This window comes from Bacteroides rodentium JCM 16496, from assembly GCF_000614125.1.
GTDB classification, from domain to species: domain Bacteria; phylum Bacteroidota; class Bacteroidia; order Bacteroidales; family Bacteroidaceae; genus Bacteroides; species Bacteroides rodentium.
Map to the genome: position 1 here is coordinate 110,397 of NZ_BAKJ01000005.1, position 17,533 is coordinate 127,929.

A 17,533-nucleotide genomic window follows, 5' to 3' on the forward strand; every position below is an offset into this window, starting at 1 on the left:
TGAATAGGGCTCAGTCGTATACTGAATGCAGTTGATTTGGTTGCTGTTGATAATCATCGATTTGTGAATAGTTGTTATGCTTTCGATAAATTATTACAAATTGTTCGAATATAGTTCGTCTGGTAGCGGCAATGGATTAATTCCGCCAATGGGTAATTTGTAATCAAATAATAGCTATCTGCCTATATGAACCGTTTACTTAGTTATACTCTGATTGTTTATTTGTTGTCTGTAATTTGTGCATGCGGTGGTGGGGTGGTTTATGAGCCCGATAAGCCGTTGGTGCATTTCTCTGCGGATATGTTTTGGGTGGGCGAGCCTACGGGATTGTTGTTTTATAAAGGAGGCTACCACCTCTTTTACCAGTATAATCCGACAGATTCTGTATATGGAAACATCCATTGGGGGCATGCTGTCAGCAACGACCTGTATCATTGGGAAAAGAAATCGATAGCTTTGTGCCCGGATAGCATCGGATATCTGAAATCGGGAAGCGTGATTGCAGACGATAAGAATCTGTCCGGATTGGGCTCTGCTTCTCAAACGCCTTTGATAGCCTATTATACCTATCAGTCGGAAGAGGCAACCGGTGTGTATCATGCTTATAGCCTTGACGGAGGAGAGAACTGGATTAAATCGGGCAAAATTCAGTTGGAAAACGAGCCCGGTGTGAAATTGAATAGTCCGCAAGTGAAGTGGAATATTGACATGCACTGTTGGTTGATGACAGTTTCCACAGGATATTCGGTGCTGTTTTATAAGTCGGATGATGGTAAGCGATGGAGCTATCAGAGTGAATTTACCGTGGATGACAATAGCGGCTCGAATATGGAAAGAACGGATTTCTTTCGTATAAGAGTTTCGGGGCAAGATTTATATAAATGGGTATTATTGGTTAATATGTTAAACGGGCCGGCCAACGGTGCGCCGGCCACACGTTATTTTGTCGGAGATTTTTCGGGTGGGAAGTTCATCCCTACACAAAATAAGAGGTTGTGGGTAGATTACGGTAAGGACAACTATGCAGGAGGAACTTTTGAAGGATTGCAAGAGGAAGATAGAATCTTCTTAGGCTGGATGAATTGCTGGGAATATGCCAATAGTATTCCCAGCCTGAATGGTCGTGGAGGCATGACAACGCCGCGAACGTTGAATCTGGTAGAAGAGGGCAACCACTATGTCTTGCAATCAAATCTCCAACGCAATGTCGAAAAGCTGTTTGGGGGAAAGTCTGGGTTAGTCCATGGTAAGCGACTCGAATCTGACGTAATGCGCATAAGCAATCCGTATCGGAATGAGCCGTTTATCCTGCATGTGAATTACGACAATAGGGACAACTTTGCATGGTGGAAAGCCAACGATTACGGAATCAGACTCATTACGAAAAGCGGAAAATCCATTTCAATAGGTTATCAAAACGAGCTTAGCTATTTCTACATAGACCGTTCCGGTTGTATAGTTCCGGCACTGTCTGATTGGATGGGGCAGATAATGGGAGGCAGTTATCGGCCTTCCATGGATGCAATAGACTGGTATATACTATACGATTATAATTCAATAGAACTGATTGCCGCAAATGGCCGGATAAACATCTCTTCTTTATGCTACCCGAGAGGTGATATTGAAGTGATTGAGTTTTTTTGCCGATTCAGGTTCGGTAACTATCAATGATTCGTCGATTATTCAATTAATTAAGTAATATAATAGAAATATGAAGAATAGATTAATGACTATGGCGATGATGTTGGCCACTGCCGCATCATCGTGCTTTGCCCAATTTTCAGTGAAATACAATCCGGAAGAACAACCGGAAGGGAACATACAATATTTCACCCCGGCAGGCGGAAACCAGTTTGTGGGTGACTGTATCCCTTTCTTCAGGGACGGGACATTTTATTTGTATTGGCTGCTCGACGAGGGGCACCATTCGGCGCTGAACGGCCTGGGAGGGCACCAGTGGTGTGTAAGTACAAGTACCGACCTTAAGAACTGGAAACATCACCCATAGCCATTGGGATTGACGAAGATTGGGAGAAATCCATCTGTACAGGTTCTGTCGCTTATGACGGGAAGAAGCATTATGCTTTTTATGCAACCCGGCTCATACTGGATGACAACAGCGTAAACGAACAGTTGAGCTATGCCGTCAGCAAGGACGGGTTGAAATACACCAAGCAAAAGCCGAATCCGTTTTATACTTCGGCACCGGGGTATAGCAAAAGGCATTTCCGGGATCCGAAGGTTGTTATAGATAAAGACGGTGTTTTCCATTTGTTTGTATCTACCGAAGTAGATAATTATGTAATCGCCGAAGGACGTGGTTGCTTGGTGCATTTGACTTCGAAAAACCTGAAAGATTGGAAAGTGGAAGCACCGTTACTGACCGGGCAAAGAGATGTTCCGGAATGTCCGGACTATTTTAAATGGAACGATTGGTACTATCTGGTTTATGGGCAGGCCGGGGATACTTACTATGTGAAATCAAGACAGCCCTATGGCCCTTGGGAATATCCGGAATCGCAAGCTTTGCTGGAACAGTGGGTAAACGTGGCCAAAACAGCCCGGTTCAATGGAAATAGAAGAATTGTGGCAGGGTGGATTCCCAGTAAGCAAGATAATAAAGACTACGGTTGGGAACGCTTTGGAGGCAGTATTGTGCTTCGCGAGGCCATTCAGCTGCCTAACGGGGATTTGGCGACCAAATTTGTTCCGGAAACGAGCTTTCATACAGTAGCAGCTTCAAATATCAAATTGGAAAGCGGACAAAATGCAGAGATTGTGGCGGGCAATACGGTGGTGATGAAGGCCCAGGGTGCAATGGGTGGTGCATATATTAAAGATATGCCATACTCCTGCAGGGTTACGTTTGAAGTAGAACCGCAAAGTGTTTGTGATGAGTTCGGGCTGTTTATCCGTGCCAAGGAGAAGGCCAACGATGGATACAAGCTCAGCTTTAGCCCCAATAAGAGAACTGTGCGGCTGGGTGATGATGCGTTTATCGAGGCTGTATCGGGATTGGATAAGCAGATAAAGGTTGAGCTTATCCTTAAAGAGGACATCATAGATGTTTGCATCAACGATCGGCGTTGCATTGTGAACAGATTGCCCGAACGTAAAGGAAACTACCTTTGGTTCTATACGAAGCAGGGAAACCTTGAGTTTAAGAACATCCAAGTTGATATATTTGATTAGTGGTCGGTTTATGTAATAAGATTCGTTATGAAAAGCAGTATGGTTAGCTATAAAAGCATAATTCCTGTAATGCTTGCGTTCTTCACAATGGGGTTTGTCGACTTGGTGGGAATTGCAACCAATTATGTGAAGCAGGATTTTGCCCTATCGGACACGGCCGCCAATTCGTTTACGGTGATGGTCTTCTTGTGGTTCCTTGTTTTTTCAATCCCAACAGGCATGTTGATGAATAAGATAGGGCGGAAAAACACGGTGTTGTTGAGCATGGCAGTTACTTTTGTCGGTTTGCTTGTTCCGCTCTTGGTATATGATGCCATTTCGATGTTTTTTGCTTTTTCGTTCATCGGCATAGGAAATACCCTGATGCAGGTTTCACTGAATCCATTGTTGGCTGGCTTGGTTGTTGAGGAGCGGCTGCCAAGTTGCCTGACTTTAGGTCAGTTCATAAAGTCCGTCGCTTCGTTTGTTGCCCCGCTGATTGCCGTACATGCAGCTGTGCAAATGGATAATTGGAGATTGCTGTTTCTGATTTTTGCGGTGATAGATGTCATGGCAGTTCTTTATCTGCTGTTTACTCCGGTTGCAGAGGCTAAAGCTCAAAACAGCTCTTCGACGTTCAAGGAGTGTGTCTTGTTGTTGAAAAATGGGGTCATCCTTTTATTGTTTGTCGGTATATTGGTTCATGTAGGCATTGATGTAGGTGTTAATATTTCGGCTCCGAAGCTGTTGCAAGAGCGTGTAGGGCTTTCTTTGTCGGAGGCCGGTTATGCAACGAGTGTGTTCTTTTTGTTCCGCACATTGGGATGTTTTTCCGGTACAATCATCATGGCAAAATTTTCGCCAGTGAAATTCTTTGTCTGTAGCGTGGTGTCGATGCTTGTGGGAGTTGTGGGACTGATGTTCGCCTCTTCCGAGATGATGATTTATGCCTGTGTGGCAATCGTCGGCATCGGCAATTCAAATGTATTTTCTGTGATATTCTCGCGCGCATTGCTCTATATGCCTTCGCGTAACAATGAAATTTCCGGACTGATGATTATGGGCATAACCGGAGGAGCAGTTTTCCCGGTTCTGATGGGCATGGCTTCCGATTGCATGGGCGGACAAATCGGTACTGTCATTATTCTGGCAGTCTGTGTGGCCTATCTTTTGTTCCTGTCCGGTAAGATGGATAAGTGTTCTTAAAGAGGAGGATGTTATGGAATATATAGGAATCGATATTGGAACCAGTTCCATTTGTGGAATTGCTTACAACCCTTCTGATAAAAGCTGTAAGACGATAGTCAAAGAGAACAACGCAAACTTGGTTTCAAACTGTCAGTGGGAGAGAATCCAAGACCCGGAACGGATCTATCGCATCGTTGAGCAAATGATTGGCGATTTGCGAATTTTGTGCACAGATATAAAGGGCATCGGTTTCTCCGGACAAATGCATGGTATATTGTATGTTGATGCGAATGGAGTGGCAGCAAGCCCTTTGTACACTTGGCAAGACGGCAGGGGAAATCTTCCGTATAAAGATGGGGAGACTTATGCCGGCTATATGACGAAAGTGACCGGTTGGCCTATGGCGACGGGATATGGACTTGCGACACATTATTACAACCTGCAGAATGGCATTGTTCCTGAGGAGGCGGTTAAATTGTGCACAATCATGGATTATGTGTCTATGCGGTTATGCAAACAAACGGTTCCGAGTATTGAACCATCGAATGCGGCAGGCCTGGGATTGTTTGACAAACAGCAATTACGGTTCAAGTCATCTTTGTTCGACAGGCTCTGCATTGATGAATCGATATTGCCAACCGTTGTCGGATCAAAAACCGTGGTAGGGCATTACGATGATATTCCGGTTTGTGTATCTATCGGTGATAACCAGGCTGCTTTCTTAGGGTCGGTCAAGGACATCGACCGGTCGATACACATTACCATCGGAACCAGCAGCCAAATCTCCGTGTACTCTGATAAATATATCGAGATAGACGAACTGGATACACGGCCTTTTCCGGGCGGTGGCTATTTGCTGGTTGGGGCACCGCTTTGTGGCGGAATATCGTTTGTCATGTTGAAAGACTTTTTCGGAAAGACTTTGAAACTTTTAGCCGGGACAGAGGCGGATGATGAATATCTGTTCCAACGGATGACCTCTATGGCATATCAGGCAGATTCGGTAGAGAATATCAAAGTGGAAACTCTGTTTTGCGGCACTCGTTCCAACTAATAAACGGGGGAAGATAGAAGGTATCTCTTTGAATAATTTCACTCCGGAGAATTTAATCATTGGATTTGTTGATGGTGTATGCGATAGCTTGTACGACTATTTTGTCTTGATACCGGGCTCAATCAGTAAGGGGAAAACGAAATTGATAGGCTCCGGTAATGGTATAAAGAAGAATCGGCTGATGCAACATGCGCTTGAAGAGGTTTTCGAAAGGGAGCTAAGGCTATCTGACATAAAAGAAGAGGCTGCTTTCGGTGCTTGCTGCATGGCTATGAATAATAAAAAATAGGTTGATATGAAAAATACATTAGGTGTAATTACTTTGAATTTGCTGTTGGCCGGTTGTTTTTCTGCTTGCGGGAAACAACCGCAGGCCGCAGAAGAGAATGGAGCAAGAGTAGCGTTACTAAGCAACCATTGGGATACCAGCACGTCCAATCGAACGATAGCAGAATTGGATGACCGGAATTGGAGTGGCCCGTTACCTGCATTGGAGGATATTACGAAGGGTTTCTCTATCCGTTTCAATGCAGACTTCTCCATCCCGAACAGGGACAGGTGTCTTTTGCAAATCCCGGGAGTGCTGGATGTATGTTTGCGCCAGCACAATCCGCTGGATAGGGACAAGCAAAATTATCCGGCCTTTAAGATGGCCGATGGGTCGGTTCCTGTGTTGGAGGCTGTCATCTCACTCAAGACACCCATGGAGGGGAAAGTGGAAAAAATGCCGGTGGGCATTCCCTTGGCTATGTTGGAAAGCCCCTTGGGAAGGCACGACGTTCTATTGAATTTTACAGGAGCAAGATGGACGATGTATGTAGACGGGCAATTGCTCGATAATGATTTCCCTTTGGGGTATCCTTTGGCAGAACAAATGGACAAGTGGGAAATCAATCCGGATTTTGTCTCAAAGGCAGAGCTGGTTTATCCGGCGGTGGCTCCGGTCCGTAAAGAAGGAACGGCCCGGGGGGATGGGCCTCAAGTGCAATTCTGGACACCTGCCGGCCATAATACGTGGGTGGGCGATGTGGTCAGCCTTTATCATAAGGACACTTATCATCTGTTCTATTTGTACGACCGGCGCGGGCATCAGAGCAAACTGGGCAGGGGAGGGCACTACTTCGAACACTTGTCTACAAAAGACTTCAAGCATTGGACCGAGCACGAGGCTGCGGTTCCTGTCGAAGAGCAGTGGGAGACATTTGGAACCGGCACTCCTTTTGTCTACGATGACAAGCTTTGCATCAGTTATGGCTATCATACCACCCGTATCTATCCGAGGGAGCAGACTACGCTTCCCGAGCTTTACGAGTATTTGGACAAGAAGGGACATACGGGAGCGTTCGACAGGCATCAAATGAGGGGTGTTGCGGCAGGTGCCTCTTATTCTGTCAGCGAAGACGGGGTTCACTTTGCCAAAACCGGTGTGCTGTTTCATCCGTGCGAGAATCCGAGTATCTATGTAGACCCCGAAGGAAGGCTGAAGATGCTTGCCAACTATGGGGCGCAAGGCACGTGGGCGTCCGATTCGGTGAATGGTGGCTGGCATTGCCTGAACGAGAATTTCCCGTTGGGAGGAGACTGCACGTTCTTCTTCCATTGGGAGATTATGATTACATCATAGGCGGATTCACGAGGTTGTGGTCCAAGCGTGCGGAGCAGCCGGACAGTGCGTATAAGGATATGGTGGCATCGGGAGTGGATTTCTATAACGGCCTTTGTGTGCCTACCATTTCGAGGATATTCGATAATCGGTATGTGATGGCCGGCTGGATGTGGATGAAAGCGTGGGGAGGCCCGTTGGTGATTCATGAGTTGGTGCAACTGCCCGATGGAAGAATCGGCACGAAATGGATGGACGAACTGGTGCCGGTGACCCTGAATAGGAAGGTTGCTGTAGAGGCATCTTCTAATCAAGCACAGAATATTCCCTGCCGGTCTTTTTTGCTGACTTTTGATGTGAATCCGACGGCTGCCGACGGTCGGTTGTCTGTCTGCTTGTTGCCGTCGGCTGACAAGGCGCTGCAAGATGCTTGCGAATGGCGGTTGGACAATAAGCGCAGACGGGCGCAGTATTCGTTTGTAACCGCTCGGGCGGATTGCGATGAAAAGACATTGCGCGAGGGCGGGGCACCGCAATCGGGAAGGAACTATGCCATTGAGCAGTTGCCGGATACAGACAGACCGTTTACAGTGCGCATGCTGGTCAAGGCTTCCGATAAGTTTGATGGTACGATGGTGGATACGGAAATTGCCGGTAAGCGGACGATGATTTCTTATCGGGAGAAGTTGTTTGTAGACAGGCTTCAGTTTGCGTGCGATAAGATGGAAATCACAAACCTGAAGGTGATGCCTTTGGCAGAATAATCCGGGCTATCACCCTCGTTGCAACTACCTGTGGCGAGGGTGATTTTTAGTTTATGAGAAATCCGGCACATTCCGTCTTTTTATGGTTTCAAGAATTTGGAAGAATCTCTTATGATGATATCTCCTCTCAGGGATACGCTTACCGGAGGGCGGTTGTAGCATTTGATTTTCCGCATCATCAGTTCGATGCTGACGTCTGCAATCTCTTTGCAGGGCTGGACAAACGAGGTGAGGGAGCACTTCAGGTGTTGCGAGTACTTCATGTCGTCGAAGCCTGTGATGAGCAGGTCGGTTCTTGTCTTATAACCGATTGCTTCCAATGAAGACATCAGTACGGCGGCGGTTGCGTCGTTGGCGCATATGATGCCTGTCTTGCCCCGCTCTATCCGGATGCGGTTGATGAAGTCCATGTTCTCGGGGTTGCCGCAATACTCGTGTTGCAAGTCGAAGGGCAGGCCGTGTTCCTGGCAGGTATTCTTTACGGCCAGGTAGCGGACTTTTACGGAATAGGCGGAGCTGGGCCTGTACAGGAAATAGATGCGTTGGCATCCGGCATCGATAAGATGTTGCGCCATCGTGCATCCGGCTCCGTAGTTGTCCAGGGAGACTACATCGAAAGGACTTTTCTGGGGAGGGGGTACAATGTCCCGGTCTATCAATATCAGTGGGATATTGGCGCGGCTTATTTGGCTGCAGATGGTTTTGTTGATGATATCTGCATCCGACACCCGCTCTAAGGGGGAAAAGAATATGCCGTCTACTTTCCTTCTGATATAGTTGTTGCAGCACGATTCAATCAGGTTTTTTCTTATCTGGGCGTTGCTGGCTGTGGCCCCGTCCCACAGGCAGGTGAACTGCATGGCTTCGGACTGCTTTAATATTTGGTCGTTTATGATCGAAAAGATTTCCGACTCGCCGGCTCCGGGCAGCAGCAGGCCGAAGGTGTAATTGCTTTTAGACTCTTTTTGGTATAATACAACGGTTCCTTTGCCTTTGTTCTTCTGTACCAGTCCTTCTTTTTGCAGCTGGCTGTATACTTTGGCAATCGTCGGTCTGGAGACATCGTATTTTTCGGCCAGTGTGGTTTCTGTAGGGAGCAGTGTGTTGGTGGGGTAAGTCTGGTCGAGGATTGTACTCTTGACTTCCTGGTAGATGCTCTTGTAGTTATGTTTGTTTTTCATATTGTCCTTCGGTATTGATGGCAGGGGGGTGGAGGTAGAGCCGCATAGAGGAGGGCTTAGAGGCCTGCAGATGCCTTGGCTTCGGCAACCAGTTGGCTTATTTCGGTGGCAGAGATGCTGTCGCGTTCTTCCTTGTCGTAGAGGTAGAGCAAGGTGATGTTTCCGTTTTCTTCGTCTATGCGGTAGGTGTAGGTGATGACACGCGCACCGTGGCTTTTACCCCGGTTCTTGCTGCCGATGGCAAGGCGCACTTTATGGACACCGTCGCCAAGGTCGGCACCGGCTTGCGGGTTGGCCAATAGCTCATCTTGTAATCGCTGAAGGTCCTGTTTCAGTGATTTGTACTTTTTACTGAGACGTTTTACTTCCCGTAAAAACGCTCTCTCGGTGACGATATTATAATTCATCTATCAGTTCCTGCAAGGTTTTTTGCTTTATCCCCATCCGTTGTGCACGAAACATCTCAGTCAGTCCTTCACGAATGCCGTCCATCACTTCTTCCTTGCTGATGTATTCGGTTTCCTCCTTTTCTTCGGTTTGCAGGGCTTTCAGTGCATTCTTCAATGTGCGTTGCACTTTCTTCAGCACTTCCGGGCTGTCTGTGGCGAAGAGTTGGCGAATGATTTCGGCCCGTTGCACATCAAGGTTCATGGTTGTTGTTGCCATAATCAAGTTCTCCTATAAATAAAAATTGCCCCTTGCCGGGGTGGCAATGGGCAAAGTTAGTAGGATTTTCTGTATATCCCAAGTGTTCAGTGGATTATTTGTGCAGGATATCGCTTCTGTCTGTTCGGGAACGGATATCTGCTATCCTGACTTCCAGCTGCAACATGGTGATGTATGATGGGGACTTGCCCTATTCTAAAAGTATGACTTTTGCCTTTTGATTATCCATTTTGGGCATAGTAGCTCCTATGGGTGCTCCTATGTAAGTCGGGTCGCAAATTGTGTAGCGCTTGCCATTCATGGAAATGTAGTCTCCGTTTACATTCTCTGTAAAGCAGACGGCGGTTGCCAAGTGTCCCGGATAGTAAATCAGTACGACTTTCAGTCCTAACAAATCGCGGACCAATCGGGAGAATAGGATTGAACGGTCTTCACAATCGCAATACGGGTAATAAAGGGTTTCATCCGCGAAAAAAGCCCTATCGCATCCCCATACTTTGTCATCGTATTCATATACGAAGGCCGTCTGAACGAAATTCAGTAATCTGCTGACGGCTTCATACTGTGATTTTCCGCTGATGGCTTGTTTCAAGGCAGGATAAAGAGTACGCTGGGCTTGTTTGCTCAGTGGTGTATTTGCATACATGGCCCATCGGGTGCCGAAATCATTGTTGATACATGATGTCGGGTATGAATTGAAAAACTGTATCAGGTTTTCATTCGTATTGACCACGGCTCTTACATCTTGGTATTGCTTGGATTGCAGGGTGCGTTGTGCGGACGATTTAACGGGAGCGTCAATAAATTTCTACATGTCAAGCTTGTAACTGAAGAGAACGGTTTTTTCTTTTTCCAGGTCGCTTTCTTCGACAATCTTTACCACAAGATACTTCCCGCATTCTCGGGTTGGTGTCTTTGCAGTGGAATTGGCATCGTGCAGGCAGTTGATGAAGTCGAAATGAAGGGTTTCGGAGATGGCCATAAGCAACTCGATATCCACATTCTTTCGTTTGAAGATATCATAGACATTTGTGCGTGTCTTGTGGATGGCGTTGGCAAATTCAGAAACGGAAAGTCCGCTTTCTGTCAGATGTTGTCTGATTAGTTTGCCTATGTGAATCTCATTTTTCATGTGTGTATGAGTTCTTGCCGGTAGATCTCCGCGGGTGGCATGTAAAAGAGGGTGACTATAAAAAGAGAGCGTGAGACCTGGTTCTGTTCATCAAGAACTGGTATCGGCAAACACCATGGCAAAATGAACGAAGAAACAATACTCTCACGCTGTTGCATATAACACGACATACGTAGCAAATGTTACGTTAGAAGCATACGCAAATCAGAATGAGCGTCACATTGTCTCTATCCTTTACCTTTGAAATTTTGCCGATTTCGTTCTTAGGATAAAACAAAAAACGCTGTCTTTACGTCCGGACCATTTCTCCGGTCGGACTTTGCAAAGGTACGCTTTTTATTTAGACAATGCAACGCTCTGTGAGAGATATTATTTCTTCAAAGGCTGGTTCGTCTTGCCACAGCCTATGGTGCGACCGTAGTACTTGCATGGCAGTACAAGTGTACTTCCATATAAGTACCGCGGTACTTTCGTGCAAGTACTGTGGTATTCTCATTGAAAGAACTCTGATACTGCTACGCAAGTATTCGCGTGTTTTTTCGGAAGGACAGGAGTCCTCTGTCAGGGCGAGTCTTGCAGGTGTACGGATGGGTCAGTCGTTCCAGCTGAGCCGCTCCTCATAGGCATCGAACTCGAGGTCGGGCGACACACCTGCGTGCTTCAGTGCGGCACGTACCGTCTGCTGTTCTTTAGGTGAGAGTGGGCGTTCGCCGCGTCTGCGCTCAAAGTAGGGATTACGACCGAAGCTGGCAATCAGCCGGTTGCTGAACCGGAAGTATTGTTCGGGAAACATCTGCTGCTGCATTTTGGTGAAGCCGCGGGCGTAGGTCACCGGGGCAGCGTTGCGATAGAAAGGGCAATCGGTTGTAGTCTTGGTTTGTGCAGGATTCAGTACCGGTACGGAGATAATTTCTTTGGGCAGTGCTTCCCAGGCCATGGCGCGAAGGCAGTTGGTGGCAAGGGGGCAGTCTCGGTGGATGCAGTGGGCATAATTGCCGGGAACTTCGTTGTGATGAATAAGTGTCATATATTCTTGCTGTTCGGTTTTTCCGTATTAGGTTTATGTCTGATGAGCGGTTTATATTGTTGGCTTTTCCTCTCTAATCCGAAAAGTTATGATGATTTTTTGGATTAGCCGCTTATCCTATCTCCTTCACAAAGCATCTTCTCCGTTTGTGCTGTTCCGTCTTGAAGTACTCCCATTGCGCTTGTACCTTGCCGTTCAGCTCCAGCTCCGGATTACTTTCGGCATACTCGAAGCCCAGCTTCTGATAAACGGGTATAAGGTCGGAGAAGAGCAGTGCATTGACGCCCTTGTTCTGATATTCCGGCTTCACGGCAACCAACAGCAAATCGAGCATCTTGGGATATTTCTTCAAAAAGATGGTCTTTGCCAGGTGATACCAACCCATAGGAAGCAGGCGCCCGTGGGCTTTCTGCAACGCTTCGGCGAGTGACGGCATGGAGATGCCTACGGCAAGCAGCTGGTCGTCGGCATCGGTAATCAATGTCACCATACGCAGGTCGAGGATGGGCAGGTACATCTTGACGTATTGGTCAATCTGCCGTTGGCTCAGTGCAGAGTAGCCGTAGAGTGGCTGATAAGCTTCGTTCATCAGCTCGAAGATGGCCTGGCCATAGTCTTGGGCAATCTTCTTGGCAGATGTGTATTTCTTTACCTTGAGGTTATACTTGCGCTGGATGAGGTCGGAGATGCGCTTGTGCTTGTCGGGTATGGCGTCGGGAATGTAGATTTTATACTCCACCCAATCGGCATCCTTCTCAAAGCCCATGCGTTCCAGATGTTGCGGATAGTAGGGATAGTTATAAATGGTGGCCATGGTGCTGAGCTGGTCGAATCCTTCGATGAGCATACCTTCGGCATCGAAGTCTGTGAATCCCAGCGGGCCTTGTATATGTGTCATTCCCCGTTCTTTTCCCCATTCTTCCACGGTGCGGATTAGGGCATCGGAGACTTCCGCATCGTCGATGAAGTCTATCCAGCCGAAGCGGACTTCCTTCTTGCCCCAGGTCCGGTTTGCCTTGTGGTTGATGATGGCAGCTACGCGTCCTACGATTTTACCTTCCCGATAAGCCAGGAAATAATCGGCTTCACAAAATTCGAATGCGGCGTTTTTCTTCTTGTTGAAGGTGTTGAGCATGTCATCGAAAAGGTCGGGGACGGAATAAGGGTTGTTCTTGTAGAGCAGGTAGTTGAAACGGATAAAGCGCTCCAGTTCCCGTCTTGTGGTTACTTTCTTGATTGTAATTGCCATAGTTGTTCAATATTGAGGTAGCAAAGGTAATGCAAACTGAGGCAGAACAAAATAAGCTTGCTTATTTTTTATGCCGAAGTGCAGCTTGCCTTATTTAAAGAAACGTGATAATCTTTAAAATACCGCGTAGAGTGTCTGTAAATTTGCTGTTAGAGGTTGTATATCAGTACCGCTGTGTAGGCAATGTAGCAGAGAATCAGAATGCTTCCTTCCACCCGGGTGATGATGCGTTTCCCGAAAAAGATACCGAACAGCCAAAGCAGGATGCTGGCTCCTACGAGTACCCACAAATCGAAATTGGTGATGCCCGTCAGGCGCAATGGAGTGATGGAGGCCGAACAACCCAGCACGAAGAATATATTGAAGAGATTGCTTCCGATGGCGTTTCCGATAGCTATTTCGGGGTTTTTCTTCAAGGCGGCTACGATGGAGGTGGCGAGTTCGGGCAGTGAAGTGCCGCCTGCCACGAGCGTCAGCCCGATGATGGATTCGCTGACACCCAATCCGCGGGCTATACCGCTGGCACCGTCTACAAAGAAATTACCTCCGATGATGAGGCCGGCAAGTCCGCCGACGATGTATAGGGCAGACTTCCACGCGGGCAGCAGCCTGATTTCGTCTTCTTCCTGCAGGGGCTCCTTTTCCGGTTCCTTCATGCTTCCATCCCTTTTTGCGATGGCAAAAGTATAACTTAGGAAAATGGCAAAGAAGCATAGCAGCAACAGGCCGTCGGTGATGCTGAGTATGTTCTCGCCACTGCCGTCCAGAAAGACGTCGTTGGCACAAATCAGCAGGGCGACGGACGAAAGAATACAAAGAGGGATTTCGCGTTTCAGCGTATTGCGGGTGATGGCTATCGGGGCAAAAAGGGCCGTACAACCCACAATCACCAGGGTATTGAACGTATTGCTTCCCACCACATTGCCAATGGCAATGTCTGCACTGCCTTTTAGGGCAGAGGATATGCTGACGGTGAGTTCCGGTGCGGAAGTACCGAAGGCGACAATGGTAAGCCCGATGACGATGGACGGTATATGGAAACGTTTGGCAACGGATGCGGCACCGTCTGTCAGCCCGTTGGCACCCAGAAGAATGAGGAGCAGTCCTCCGACAAGAAACAATATATCCATAGGTATGTCAATTTTGAGTACAAAGATAATGCAAACCGAATACAGAACTTTCATGTTTGCATGAAAAAGTTATGTTGATTAGGATAGGAAGTTAAAAACATTCCGTATGTTTGAAGCATTTATTGGGTATATTTGCAACCAGAATTAAATCAAGAAGTTTATATATGAAGGTTATCCGTGCTTTCTGTCTCTGTTGGCTGTTGATGCTGGCAGGCGGAGTGTCAGCTCAGCTGGTAGATAAAGTGCTCAGTGTTTTAGGTGAGGATAGTGTGGGGAGTGTCACAGTGGCAAGGACCGACTCCGATTCGATTCAGCTGTCGCTTGTTCGGCAGGAGTTGGAGGCAGCCCGGCTGAACGAGGCCAACCTGCGGATGGAAATGGAGCAGATGAGGCTGGCGAGCTATGCGGTCGATTCGGTGAAGCTGGCATTGCAGAAACAACGCATTGATTCGTTGCGGGCGGTGACGCCGGGCATTCCGGTGGTGGTGGAGAAGGACACCTTGTTCTATCTGTATGCCAAGCGTGGAGGGCATACGCCCCAACAGCGGGCCAAGGATGTAAGCAGCGTCATCGAAGCATTGGGCACGCGTTTCAATCTGCGTCCGGACTCTGTTTATTTGGAGAGCACGGATATTGTTACGGATTTAATGTATGGCGAGAAGGTCATCGCTTCCTTTACCGATCAGGATGCTTTGTGGGAAAACTGTACCCGTGACCAGCTGGCCGCCAGCAAGAGGCATGTCGTGGTGGACAAACTGAAAGCCATGCAGAAGGAGCATAGCTTGTGGCAGTTGGGTAAGCGTATCTTGTACTTTATCCTGGTGCTTGTGGGACAGTTCTTCTTGTTCAAGTTTACCAACTGGCTGTTCAGAAAACTCAAATTACGCATCCAGAAACTGAAGGATACCAAACTGAAACCGATCTCCATTCAGGATTATGAATTGCTGGACACGCAGAAGCAGGTCAACCTGCTGGTGTTTGTTGCCAACCTGGTGCGTTATGTAGTCATGCTGTTGCAGTTGCTGCTGACGGTTCCGTTATTATTCTCCATTTTTCCCCAGACCAAGAGCTTGGCTTATACATTATTCTCCTACATCTGGAATCCTATAAAGGTCATCCTGAATGGAATAGCCGACTATATACCCAATCTGTTCACTATCTTTGTGATATGCTATGCGGTGAAGTATCTGGTCAGACTGGTGCGTTATCTTGCCAATGAGGTGCAGGCTGAACGGCTGAAGATAAACGGCTTCTATCCGGATTGGGCCATTCCTACCTATCACATTGTGCGCTTCTTGCTTTATGCGTTTATGATTGCCATGATTTACCCTTATCTGCCGGGTTCCAAGTCGGGAGTCTTCCAGGGAATCTCCGTGTTTGTCGGCTTGATTGTTTCGCTCGGTTCCAGTACGGTTATCGGCAATATCATTGCAGGGCTGGTCATAACCTACATGCGGCCTTTCAAGCTGGGTGACCGCATCAAGCTGAATGACACTACGGGCAACATCATTGAGAAAACACCGCTCGTCACCCGTATCCGTACCCCGAAGAACGAGGTGGTGACCATCCCCAACTCCTTCATCATGTCCTCCCACACGGTGAACTACAGCCAGTCGGCGCGCGAGTATGGACTCATCATCCACTCCGAGGTGACGATAGGCTACGACGCCCCGTGGCGGCAAGTGCATCAGTTGCTCACGGAAGCTGCGCTGAGCACGCCCGGCGTGGTGGACGACCCGCGTCCCTTTGTGCTTGAGACTTCGCTCAGCGATTGGTATCCGGTGTATCAGGTGAATGCCTACATCAAGGATGCCGACCGCCTGGCACAGATTTACTCCGACCTGCACCAGAACATTCAGGACAAGTTCAACGAGGCTGGCGTGGAGATAATGTCGCCCCACTACATGGCGACGAGGGACGGCAGTGAGACGACGATACCGAAGGATGACTTGAGGGAGAAAAAACAGTAACGGGGCCGGTTATCGTGCCAGTAAAATCTCTGCAAACGGTACGTAGAACGTAAACATCCTCCATTCCTTTGTCTGGAAATCATAAGTTTCGATGAAGTCGCCTTCACGATAGCCTGCAAACCGTCGGCTTTGACGGTCACGGCATCATCGGGATTGAAGGTCTTTCCGGCATCGGATATGGTGATATTGGTCACAAAAGCGGGTTGTTTTTCTTTGTCGTCGTCACTGCAAGCGGCAAGTAGCAGGCTGATTAGTATCAGGAAGTGTATCTTCTTCATCATAGTTATGTATTGACAAATGTAAATATAGGGCTTTTTCTTGTATTCCTGCGGATAGGCTTTGTTTTTGTCGTATGAGATAGAAAAATCCTCCTACGAAACATACTCTTCTGCTTCGTGGGAGGAAAGTGGTTGTTGGACAAGGTTTTAGGGAGTGTGTCTGCTTGCGTGCTGCTTTAGACTATTTGCTGCGCGTCACCGTGTGCAGTACATTCCCTTTCTTGTCAATCATGCGCAGTTCCAGTGTCTTTTTGCTGGCCGATACAATGGAGAAACCCGGTTCGGGGCTGCAGAATACGGTCCCTTCGATGGGCTTCACCTTGCGGGCGAGCGAACCGGCAGAATTGGTGATATAGTCGATGTCGCTGCCTGCCGTGCGTACATGCTGGAAGTTGTGGATGTGTCCGCAGATGTACATATCCACCTTGTGCTTGCGCAGGATGGGGTCGAGGCGTGCTTGCATGTCGGCACGTTCGCTCTCGTCCTTCGGGGTTTCGGCATAGATGGGATGGTGTCCGGCAACGATAACCCAGTCCTCTTTGGCGGCAGTCAGTACGGAATCTATCCAGGCAAGCTGTTGCTGGTAATCCTGCTTGCAGGCGTCGGGATAGGTCTCGCTTTCGTTGCGGTATTTGTCAATCATCGGGGCGGTGTCTACCCAAAGGATGCGGATGGTAGCGCCGTTGTCCTTGAACGTCTTGGTGTAATAACGGGCGGGCATGGTCCAGCGGCGGCTGATATTACTGTAGTCGAGCACAGCCTGCGTATTGCCGCGGTATTCGTGGTTGCCCAGCAGGGGGAACCAGTCTATCATCAGCTCCGGATGACTGTAAATAAGTTCGTAGTTGGTCATCCAAAGCGGGTCGTTCACGCTGCGTACGCCTTCAAAATGGTGTACATCGCCGGTGGCAAGTACGAATTCGGGGTCTGCGCCGTTCTCTGCCATCTGTCCCATCAGTTCGGCGATGGGCTTTTGGTCGTAGTAGCCGTTACGGCCGAGGTCGTTGGCTACGTAGAAGTTGAACTTCTTGTCGAAGATGGAGTAATCGGTGATTTGGGCAATGGCTGCGTTGCCGAGTAGGGCAATAAACAGTAAAAGGTATATTTTCTTCATTGTCAT

Annotated in this window: 18 protein-coding genes and 1 pseudogene; 9 read left to right on the forward strand and 10 right to left on the reverse strand. The window is 48.0% G+C overall.

Annotated features, from left to right (window positions below):
- Positions 1-186 precede the first annotated feature (186 nt).
- Genes JCM16496_RS03620 through JCM16496_RS21350 form a run of 8 tightly spaced genes read left to right on the forward strand, consistent with a single transcriptional unit; the run spans position 187 to position 7,780 of the window.
- Complete coding sequence (locus JCM16496_RS03620) at positions 187-1,671, forward strand: glycoside hydrolase family 32 protein (RefSeq protein WP_025832371.1); 1,485 nt, start codon at positions 187-189, stop codon at positions 1,669-1,671.
- A 40-nt stretch (positions 1,672-1,711) separates the two neighbouring features.
- Positions 1,712-2,008 (forward strand): hypothetical protein, encoded by a 297-nt coding sequence (locus JCM16496_RS03625; protein WP_128809426.1) that lies wholly within the window; start codon positions 1,712-1,714, stop codon positions 2,006-2,008.
- 32 nt (positions 2,009-2,040) lie between these two features.
- Positions 2,041-3,192 carry a glycoside hydrolase family protein gene (locus JCM16496_RS03630; protein WP_244440228.1) on the forward strand — a complete coding sequence of 384 codons (1,152 nt, stop codon included), beginning with the start codon at positions 2,041-2,043 and terminating at the stop codon, positions 3,190-3,192.
- 27 nt (positions 3,193-3,219) lie between these two features.
- Positions 3,220-4,377 (forward strand): MFS transporter, encoded by a 1,158-nt coding sequence (locus JCM16496_RS03635; protein WP_025832377.1) that lies wholly within the window; start codon positions 3,220-3,222, stop codon positions 4,375-4,377.
- 13 nt (positions 4,378-4,390) lie between these two features.
- Positions 4,391-5,413, forward strand: a complete 1,023-nt coding sequence (locus tag JCM16496_RS03640; protein ID WP_244440223.1) for a sedoheptulokinase — start codon at positions 4,391-4,393, stop codon at positions 5,411-5,413.
- A 28-nt stretch (positions 5,414-5,441) separates the two neighbouring features.
- On the forward strand, positions 5,442-5,702 hold the full coding sequence (locus JCM16496_RS23410) for a hypothetical protein (protein WP_244440224.1): 261 nt from the start codon (positions 5,442-5,444) through the stop codon (positions 5,700-5,702).
- A 6-nt stretch (positions 5,703-5,708) separates the two neighbouring features.
- Entirely contained in the window at positions 5,709-7,037 is a 1,329-nt protein-coding gene (locus JCM16496_RS21345; RefSeq protein WP_128809429.1) for a glycoside hydrolase family protein, read from the forward strand.
- Positions 7,013-7,780 carry a glycoside hydrolase family protein gene (locus JCM16496_RS21350; RefSeq protein ID WP_128809430.1) on the forward strand — a complete coding sequence of 256 codons (768 nt, stop codon included), beginning with the start codon at positions 7,013-7,015 and terminating at the stop codon, positions 7,778-7,780. Before JCM16496_RS21345 ends, JCM16496_RS21350 begins: the two co-directional genes overlap by 25 nt.
- Before the next feature lie 80 nt (positions 7,781-7,860).
- On the opposite strand, the gene JCM16496_RS03650 is transcribed toward JCM16496_RS21350, so the two are convergent.
- From JCM16496_RS03650 to JCM16496_RS03685, 8 genes are all read right to left on the reverse strand, one after another.
- The gene (locus JCM16496_RS03650; protein ID WP_025832379.1) at positions 7,861-8,961 is read right to left on the reverse strand and encodes a GntR family transcriptional regulator; all 1,101 of its coding nucleotides are present in this window, start codon (positions 8,959-8,961) and stop codon (positions 7,861-7,863) included.
- 56 nt (positions 8,962-9,017) lie between these two features.
- A complete protein-coding gene (locus tag JCM16496_RS03655) occupies positions 9,018-9,368 on the reverse strand; it encodes a type II toxin-antitoxin system RelE/ParE family toxin (protein ID WP_025832381.1) in 351 nt (116 codons plus the stop codon).
- Positions 9,358-9,627, reverse strand: coding sequence for a hypothetical protein (locus JCM16496_RS03660; protein WP_128809431.1), 270 nt, complete (start codon positions 9,625-9,627; stop codon positions 9,358-9,360). The genes JCM16496_RS03655 and JCM16496_RS03660 overlap by 11 nt, the downstream gene beginning before the upstream one ends.
- A gap of 190 nt (positions 9,628-9,817) precedes the next feature.
- Positions 9,818-10,360, reverse strand: coding sequence for a hypothetical protein (locus tag JCM16496_RS03665; protein ID WP_025832385.1), 543 nt, complete (start codon positions 10,358-10,360; stop codon positions 9,818-9,820).
- A gap of 75 nt (positions 10,361-10,435) precedes the next feature.
- Complete coding sequence (locus JCM16496_RS23035) at positions 10,436-10,759, reverse strand: helix-turn-helix domain-containing protein (RefSeq protein ID WP_209441601.1); 324 nt, start codon at positions 10,757-10,759, stop codon at positions 10,436-10,438.
- A 592-nt stretch (positions 10,760-11,351) separates the two neighbouring features.
- Positions 11,352-11,786, reverse strand: coding sequence for a DUF6078 family protein (locus JCM16496_RS03675; protein WP_025832389.1), 435 nt, complete (start codon positions 11,784-11,786; stop codon positions 11,352-11,354).
- A 112-nt stretch (positions 11,787-11,898) separates the two neighbouring features.
- A complete protein-coding gene (locus tag JCM16496_RS03680; protein WP_025832391.1) occupies positions 11,899-13,035 on the reverse strand; it encodes a hypothetical protein in 1,137 nt (378 codons plus the stop codon).
- Positions 13,036-13,184: 149 nt separating this feature from the next.
- Positions 13,185-14,165, reverse strand: coding sequence for a calcium/sodium antiporter (locus tag JCM16496_RS03685; RefSeq protein ID WP_025832393.1), 981 nt, complete (start codon positions 14,163-14,165; stop codon positions 13,185-13,187).
- 164 nt (positions 14,166-14,329) lie between these two features.
- On the opposite strand from JCM16496_RS03685, the gene JCM16496_RS03690 reads away from it, so the two are divergent.
- Positions 14,330-16,135 (forward strand): mechanosensitive ion channel family protein, encoded by a 1,806-nt coding sequence (locus JCM16496_RS03690; RefSeq protein ID WP_025832394.1) that lies wholly within the window; start codon positions 14,330-14,332, stop codon positions 16,133-16,135.
- 110 nt (positions 16,136-16,245) lie between these two features.
- Here JCM16496_RS03690 and JCM16496_RS25210 read toward each other — a convergent pair.
- Positions 16,246-16,416, reverse strand: a pseudogene (locus JCM16496_RS25210) (WD40-like domain containing protein); the annotation flags it as partial.
- A gap of 178 nt (positions 16,417-16,594) precedes the next feature.
- Positions 16,595-17,527 carry a metallophosphoesterase gene (locus JCM16496_RS03695; RefSeq protein WP_025832396.1) on the reverse strand — a complete coding sequence of 311 codons (933 nt, stop codon included), beginning with the start codon at positions 17,525-17,527 and terminating at the stop codon, positions 16,595-16,597.
- Between the last annotated feature and the right edge of the window lie 6 nt (positions 17,528-17,533).

Coding starts and splice junctions, on each gene's coding strand:
- JCM16496_RS03655 (WP_025832381.1), bottom strand. CDS start 9,368: ATGAATTATAATATCGTCACCGAGAGAGCGTTTTTACGGGAAGTAAAA.
- JCM16496_RS03680 (WP_025832391.1), bottom strand. CDS start 13,035: ATGGCAATTACAATCAAGAAAGTAACCACAAGACGGGAACTGGAGCGC.
- JCM16496_RS03620 (WP_025832371.1), top strand. CDS start 187: ATGAACCGTTTACTTAGTTATACTCTGATTGTTTATTTGTTGTCTGTA.
- JCM16496_RS03635 (WP_025832377.1), top strand. CDS start 3,220: ATGAAAAGCAGTATGGTTAGCTATAAAAGCATAATTCCTGTAATGCTT.
- JCM16496_RS03685 (WP_025832393.1), bottom strand. CDS start 14,165: ATGGATATATTGTTTCTTGTCGGAGGACTGCTCCTCATTCTTCTGGGT.
- JCM16496_RS03690 (WP_025832394.1), top strand. CDS start 14,330: ATGAAGGTTATCCGTGCTTTCTGTCTCTGTTGGCTGTTGATGCTGGCA.
- JCM16496_RS03660 (WP_128809431.1), bottom strand. CDS start 9,627: ATGGCAACAACAACCATGAACCTTGATGTGCAACGGGCCGAAATCATT.
- JCM16496_RS21345 (WP_128809429.1), top strand. CDS start 5,709: ATGAAAAATACATTAGGTGTAATTACTTTGAATTTGCTGTTGGCCGGT.
- JCM16496_RS03675 (WP_025832389.1), bottom strand. CDS start 11,786: ATGACACTTATTCATCACAACGAAGTTCCCGGCAATTATGCCCACTGC.
- JCM16496_RS03695 (WP_025832396.1), bottom strand. CDS start 17,527: ATGAAGAAAATATACCTTTTACTGTTTATTGCCCTACTCGGCAACGCA.
- JCM16496_RS03650 (WP_025832379.1), bottom strand. CDS start 8,961: ATGAAAAACAAACATAACTACAAGAGCATCTACCAGGAAGTCAAGAGT.
- JCM16496_RS03625 (WP_128809426.1), top strand. CDS start 1,712: ATGAAGAATAGATTAATGACTATGGCGATGATGTTGGCCACTGCCGCA.
- JCM16496_RS23035 (WP_209441601.1), bottom strand. CDS start 10,759: ATGAAAAATGAGATTCACATAGGCAAACTAATCAGACAACATCTGACA.
- JCM16496_RS03640 (WP_244440223.1), top strand. CDS start 4,391: ATGGAATATATAGGAATCGATATTGGAACCAGTTCCATTTGTGGAATT.